Annotated in this window: 5 protein-coding genes and 1 pseudogene; 3 read left to right on the forward strand and 3 right to left on the reverse strand. The window is 72.0% G+C overall.

Translation table 11 applies throughout. The annotated features are described in order from the left end of the window. Together ACWGIU_RS27845 and ACWGIU_RS27850 are read right to left on the reverse strand one after the other, a co-directional pair. The coding region (locus ACWGIU_RS27845; RefSeq protein WP_453710282.1) for a glycosyltransferase family 2 protein at nucleotides 1–1,164 on the reverse strand (1,164 nt) is incomplete at its 3' end. Between the two features lie 322 nt (nucleotides 1,165–1,486). Then, nucleotides 1,487–1,750, reverse strand: coding sequence for a WhiB family transcriptional regulator (locus ACWGIU_RS27850; RefSeq protein WP_453710284.1), 264 nt, complete (start codon nucleotides 1,748–1,750; stop codon nucleotides 1,487–1,489). Nucleotides 1,751–2,378: 628 nt separating this feature from the next. Between ACWGIU_RS27850 and ACWGIU_RS27855 the strand changes: the two genes are divergently transcribed. The 3 genes from ACWGIU_RS27855 (at nucleotide 2,379) to ACWGIU_RS27865 (ending at nucleotide 5,391) form a co-directional block, all read left to right on the forward strand. After that, entirely contained in the window at nucleotides 2,379–2,924 is a 546-nt protein-coding gene (locus tag ACWGIU_RS27855; protein ID WP_453710286.1) for a cysteine dioxygenase, read from the forward strand. A gap of 212 nt (nucleotides 2,925–3,136) precedes the next feature. Continuing rightward, nucleotides 3,137–4,096, forward strand: coding sequence for a 2-phospho-L-lactate transferase (cofD, locus tag ACWGIU_RS27860; protein ID WP_453710288.1), 960 nt, complete (start codon nucleotides 3,137–3,139; stop codon nucleotides 4,094–4,096). Beyond that, complete coding sequence (locus ACWGIU_RS27865; protein WP_453710290.1) at nucleotides 4,093–5,391, forward strand: coenzyme F420-0:L-glutamate ligase; 1,299 nt, start codon at nucleotides 4,093–4,095, stop codon at nucleotides 5,389–5,391. The genes cofD and ACWGIU_RS27865 overlap by 4 nt, the downstream gene beginning before the upstream one ends. A gap of 46 nt (nucleotides 5,392–5,437) precedes the next feature. On the opposite strand, the pseudogene ACWGIU_RS27870 reads toward ACWGIU_RS27865, so the two are convergent. Beyond that, nucleotides 5,438–5,580: pseudogene (locus ACWGIU_RS27870) on the reverse strand (endonuclease); the annotation flags it as partial.

Raw genomic sequence — 5,580 nt, forward strand, 5'->3', positions numbered from 1 at the left:
GGCCCGCAGGGAGGCTCCCGGCGGGGGGAAGAGCGGGCGCAGTTCGGCGGCGGGGACGGCGGGGCGGCGACGGGCCTTGCGGGCGGCGAGGAGCCGGCCGGGGCGGAGCAGGGTGGCGAGCAGGCCGGTGAACTCGTCGACGGCTTGGCCGGGGGCCTTGCCGATGAGGTAGGCGAGGGTGCGCAGGACGGTGCCGAGGAGGACGCGCAGCAGGACGTACGGCAGGGCGCGGCCCGAGCTGTTGGCGAGGATGGTGTAGACGGCGCCGGCCTTGTCGACGCGGTGCGCGCCGGCCGTGGTGCGTCCGGCGCAGTCGACGGTGCGGCGTTCGCGGGCGGCGGCCTCGGCGTGCCGCAGGACGGCGTCGGGGGCGACGAGGACGGTGTGCCCGGCGCTCTGGACGCGCCAGCACAGGTCGACGTCGTCGCGCATCAGGGGCAGGCGCCGGTCGAAGCCGCCGAGCTCGTCGTAGACGTCGCGGCGGACCAGCATGCCGGCGGTGGAGACGGACAGGACGGGGCGTACCTGGTCGTGCTGGCCCTGGTCCTGTTCGCGGCGGTCGAGGCCGGTCCAGCGGCGGCCGCTGCGGGCGATGGTGACGCCGGCTTCGAGGAGCTGCTTCTTGTCGTACCAGCCCCGCAGTTTGGGGCCGATGACGGCGGCGTCGGGGTTCTCCTCGGCGACGCGGAGCAGTTCGGTGAGGGCGTCGGGTTCGGGGGCGCTGTCGTCGTGCAGGAGCCAGAGCCACTGGACGGGTTCGCCGTGGGGGAGGTCGGGGAGGTCGTACGCGTCGTCGCGCCAGGTGCGGCTCACGGGGTCCCAGCCGCTGGGGCGCTTGAGGTACGGGAGGTCCTCGGGGCTCAGCGTGCCGGCGGTGCGGGCGGATTCGTCGACCGCGGTGCCGAAACCGGTGCGGCGGGCGAGGTGCAGGACGCGGTCGTCGCCGAGGGCCTCGGTGAGCAGGCGCGCGGAATCGTCGGCGCTGCCGGTGTCGGCGGCGATGTGGTTCTGCGCGGGGCGTTCCTGGCCGAGGAGGCCGGCGAGTGTCCGGGGCAGCCAGCGGGCGCCGTCATGGGCGACGAGGACCGCGGTGACGACGTGCCGGGGGAACTCGGGTGTGGCGGGGGCCTGGTAGGAGGCCGTCGACTGGCTGTGCAGGGACATCGCGGTACGGGCCCTCCGGCCGGGGGTCCGGGGGTGGTGTGCCCTCGGAGGCTGCTGGACAGCGCCCCACCCTAACGGCTGCCACGACAGCGGTCCGCCTCCTGCGGGGAAGGTGCAGGAGGCGGACCGTGTGCCGTGCTGTGTATCGCGCTGGTCGTCCCGTTCGGCGCACGGTTCCTCATGCGTCGAAGTGGGGCTCCGTGGTGCGTTGTGCTGCCGGTTCCGCTGTGCGCGCCGTGGTGCGTTTTGCGCCGCGCGCCTGGCGCGTTCGATATGTCGTGCGATGTGCGGTAGGTGCCTGACCGGTGGTGCGTCGGCCGTTTCAGACCGCTGCCTTTTTCAGGCGGCGGCGTTCCCGCTCGGACAGACCGCCCCAGATGCCGAATCGCTCGTCGTTGGCGAGGGCGTACTCAAGGCATTCGGAGCGGACTTCGCAGGCGAGGCAGACCTTCTTGGCCTCGCGGGTGGAGCCGCCCTTCTCGGGAAAGAAGGACTCGGGGTCGGTCTGGGCGCAGAGAGCGCGCTCCTGCCACCCGATCTCTTCGTCCGGCTCCTCGACCAGCAGTTCCTGAAACAGCTCGGTCATGTGCGCCCCTCGCTCTGTCTGTGCGTCCCCGTGACGATGTCGTCACTGATTGCTACGTAACGACACGAGTGAAATTACAAGTGCGTGGCTCCGGGGCAGTCAAGCCGAGATCTGCTATTGGGCCCCTTATTCACTCTGCGGAACCAAGCCTATGCAGAAAGTGTTCATATCGCCAAAAATCGTGACACATGCCACCGGCACCACTGGATGTCGCCTTTACCCGTTATCCACGTGCCACCTCCGGACAGGGTTGCGATCCGGCCGGAGAAGCGGTGCAGATCACATTCAGGTCACAGAAGTCGGGATCTGGTTTGAGCGCCGACACAGCGGCACATCCCCTGCCGCGCAATGCACAAACCTTTCTCCGGGCACGGTAACCGGATGAGGTGAAACTTTTGCCCCAAATCAGACATTGGGTTGACAGTCAGGCCCTCGAGCCGTTCTCCTTGTTGCCATGTCAGCGCCCGCAGCCACCACCCGGACCCCCATTCGTGGGTTCCTGTGCGCTGCCCAGGTTCGCTGTTGCTGTTGCAGCTGTTGATGCCTGCGGAGCCCCGGCTCCTCAGAGCTCCGGCCCGCCCCCGCAGCAACCGCCAGCACGACTGACATCCGTCGAGGTATCCCCACGATGAACAGCACGAACAGCACCACCCCCACCGCTAGCGCCGTCTCCGTGCCCGCCACGGTCGAGAGCGACCTCCAGATCGCCGGTGACATCCTCGCCGTCCAGCACCTGCTCCGGCCCGCCCGTGAGCACCCGGCCACCGTCGCCGAGTTCGCCGGGCTCGCCCGCTCCATCGCCGAGGACCGCGCCTCCTGGGAGCACCTCGTCGAGTACGACGCCACCACCCGCTGGTACCACCGGCTGCGCACCGGCCCCGGGTACGAGGTCTGGCTGCTCAGCTGGGTCCCGGGCCAGGGCAGCGGCCCGCACGACCACGGCGCCTCCTCCGGCGTCATGACCGTCCTGGAGGGCGAGCTCACCGAGCACACCCCCCGCGGCCGCACCAACCACCGCCCCGGCACCCAGCGCGTCCTCGCCCCCGGCTACGCCCACGAGGTCGTCAACGACACCCTCGACGGCGCGGTCAGCCTGCACATCTACTTCCCCGGCCTGACCGAGATGCCGATGCACAGCTGCTCTCCGGCCGAATCCGCGTCCGTACCCGCCTGATCTCGATCGGCCTGCCTCCGCCCCTCGGCGGCAGTGCGGCTGACCATCCCACCCGTCGCCCGACCACCGCCCCTCGAATGACAGCCTTCGGCTGACAGTCCCACCCGTTCGCCCGACCACCACCCCTCGAATGACAGCCTTCGGCTGACAGTCCCACCCGTCGCCCGACCACCACCCCTCGAATGACAGCCTTCGGCTGACAGACTGTCTGCATGCGCATTGTTGTTCTGGCCGGCGGTATAGGCGGCGCCCGGTTCCTGTCCGGACTCAAGTCGGCTGTGCCCGACGCGGACATCACGGTCATCGGCAACACCGGTGACGACATTCACCTCTTCGGGCTCAAGGTCTGCCCCGACCTGGACACGGTGATGTACACCCTCGGCGGTGGCATCAACGAGGACCAGGGCTGGGGACGCACCGACGAGTCCTTCACCGTCAAGGAGGAACTCGCGGCGTACGGGGTCGGGCCCACCTGGTTCGGCCTCGGCGACCGCGACTTCGCCACCCACATCGTGCGTACGCAGATGCTCGGCGCGGGCTACCCGCTGAGCGCCGTCACCGAGGCCCTCTGCGACCGCTGGCAGCCCGGCGTCCGGCTGCTGCCCATGTCCGACGACCGGGTCGAGACCCACGTCGCGATCACCGAGGCCGGCACCGGCGAGCGCCGCGTCATCCACTTCCAGGAGTACTGGGTCCGGCTGCGCGCCTCGGTGGACGCGGAGGCGGTCGTACCCGTGGGGGCCGAGCAGGCCAAGCCCGCCCCCGGCGTGCTGGAGGCCATCGCCGCCGCCGACGTGATCATCTTTCCGCCGTCCAACCCCGTGGTCTCGGTCGGCACGATCCTCGCCGTCCCCGGCATCCGGGAGGCCGTGGCCTCCGCCGGGGCGCCTGTCGTCGGCCTCTCCCCCATCGTCGGGGGCGCGCCCGTGCGCGGGATGGCCGACAAGGTGCTCGCCGCGGTGGGCGTCGAGTCCACGGCCGCCGCGGTCGCCCTGCACTACGGAACCGGGCTGCTGGACGGCTGGCTCGTGGACACCTCCGACGCGGACGCCGTCGCGGAGGTCGAGGCCGCCGGGATCACCTGCCGCGCGGTGCCGCTGATGATGACCGACGTGGAGGCCACCGCGGAGATGGCCCGCGCCGCGCTGGAGCTGGCGGAGGCCTCCCGGTGACGCGGGTGCCCGCGTACGAGGTGCGGGCGCTCGACGGGATCCCGGAGGTCAGGCCGGGCGACGACCTGGCGAAACTGATCACGACGGCGGCCCCCGACCTGCGGGACGGGGACGTCCTGCTGGTCACCTCGAAGATCGTCTCCAAGGCCGAGGGCCGGATCGTGCAGGCCGACTCGCGCGAAGCGGCGATAGACGCCGAGACCGTACGGGTGGTCGCGCGCCGGGGTCCGCTGCGGATCGTCGAGAACCGGCAGGGCCTGGTGATGGCCGCGGCCGGCGTGGACGCCTCCAACACCGCCCCCGGCACGGTGCTGCTGCTGCCCGAGGACCCGGACGGCTCGGCCGCCGCGATCCGCGCGGGCGTGCGCGACACCCTGTCCGTGGACGTGGGCGTGGTCGTGACGGACACCTTCGGGCGGCCGTGGCGCACCGGACTGACGGACGTGGCGATCGGCTCTGCCGGGGTGCGGGTCCTGGACGACCTGCGCGGCGGCGCGGACGCGCACGGCAACCCGCTGAGCGCGACGGTGATGGCGACCGCGGACGAGCTGGCCGCCGCCGGTGACCTGGTCAAGGGCAAGACGGCCGGGCTGCCGGTGGCCGTCGTGCGAGGGCTGGCCCACGTACTGGGCGAGGGTTCCTCGGCCCGGGACCTGGTGCGTCCCCCGGCCGACGACATGTTCCGGCTCGGGACCTCGGAGGCGGTGCGGGAAGCCGTGACGCAGCGCCGCACCGTACGGGCCTTCACGGCGGAGCCGGTGGACCCCGGGGCGGTACGGCGGGCGGTGGCGGCGGCCGTGACGGCCCCGGCCCCGCACCACACGACACCGTGGCGGTTCGTCCTGCTGGAGTCCGAGGCCTCCCGGATGCGGCTGCTGGACGCGATGCGGGACGCGTGGATCGCGGACCTGCGGGCGGACGGCAAGTCCGAGGAGTCCGTCGCGAAGCGGGTCAAGCGCGGGGACGTGCTGCGGGCCGCCCCGTATCTGGTGGTGCCGTGTCTGGTGACGGACGGCGCGCACCACTACGGGCACGCCCGGCGGGACACGGCGGAGCGGGAGATGTTCGTGGTCGCGATGGGCGCGGGCGTGCAGAACCTGCTGGTCGCGCTGGCCGGGGAGCGGCTGGGGTCGGCGTGGGTCTCCTCGACGATGTTCTGCCGGGACGTGGTGCGTGAGGTGCTGGAGCTGCCGCAGGACTGGGACCCGATGGGAACGGTGGCGGTGGGGCACCCTGCGGCGGCCCCGGCGGACCGGCCGGGACGCTCCGCGGCGGACTTCATCGAGGTGCGCTGAGCCGGGCTGCAGTGCGCCGAGGTCGGCCGAGGTCGGCCGACAGTGCTCAGAGACGGCCGATGTCACTGCGCGGCATACGGGGCGCGCGGCGGGGCGGGGTGCGGCCCGCGAGGAGGATGAGGCGGGCCGCGCGGTGGCGCTGGCCCGCGTAGGGGGCCAGCAGCTCCAGCATCGCGGCGTCGTCGGCAT

This window comes from Streptomyces sp. NPDC054840, from assembly GCF_053611065.1.

Coding starts and splice junctions, on each gene's coding strand:
- ACWGIU_RS27850 (WP_453710284.1), bottom strand. CDS start 1,750: ATGACCGAGCTGTTTCAGGAACTGCTGGTCGAGGAGCCGGACGAAGAG.
- ACWGIU_RS27855 (WP_453710286.1), top strand. CDS start 2,379: ATGAACAGCACGAACAGCACCACCCCCACCGCTAGCGCCGTCTCCGTG.
- cofD (WP_453710288.1), top strand. CDS start 3,137: ATGCGCATTGTTGTTCTGGCCGGCGGTATAGGCGGCGCCCGGTTCCTG.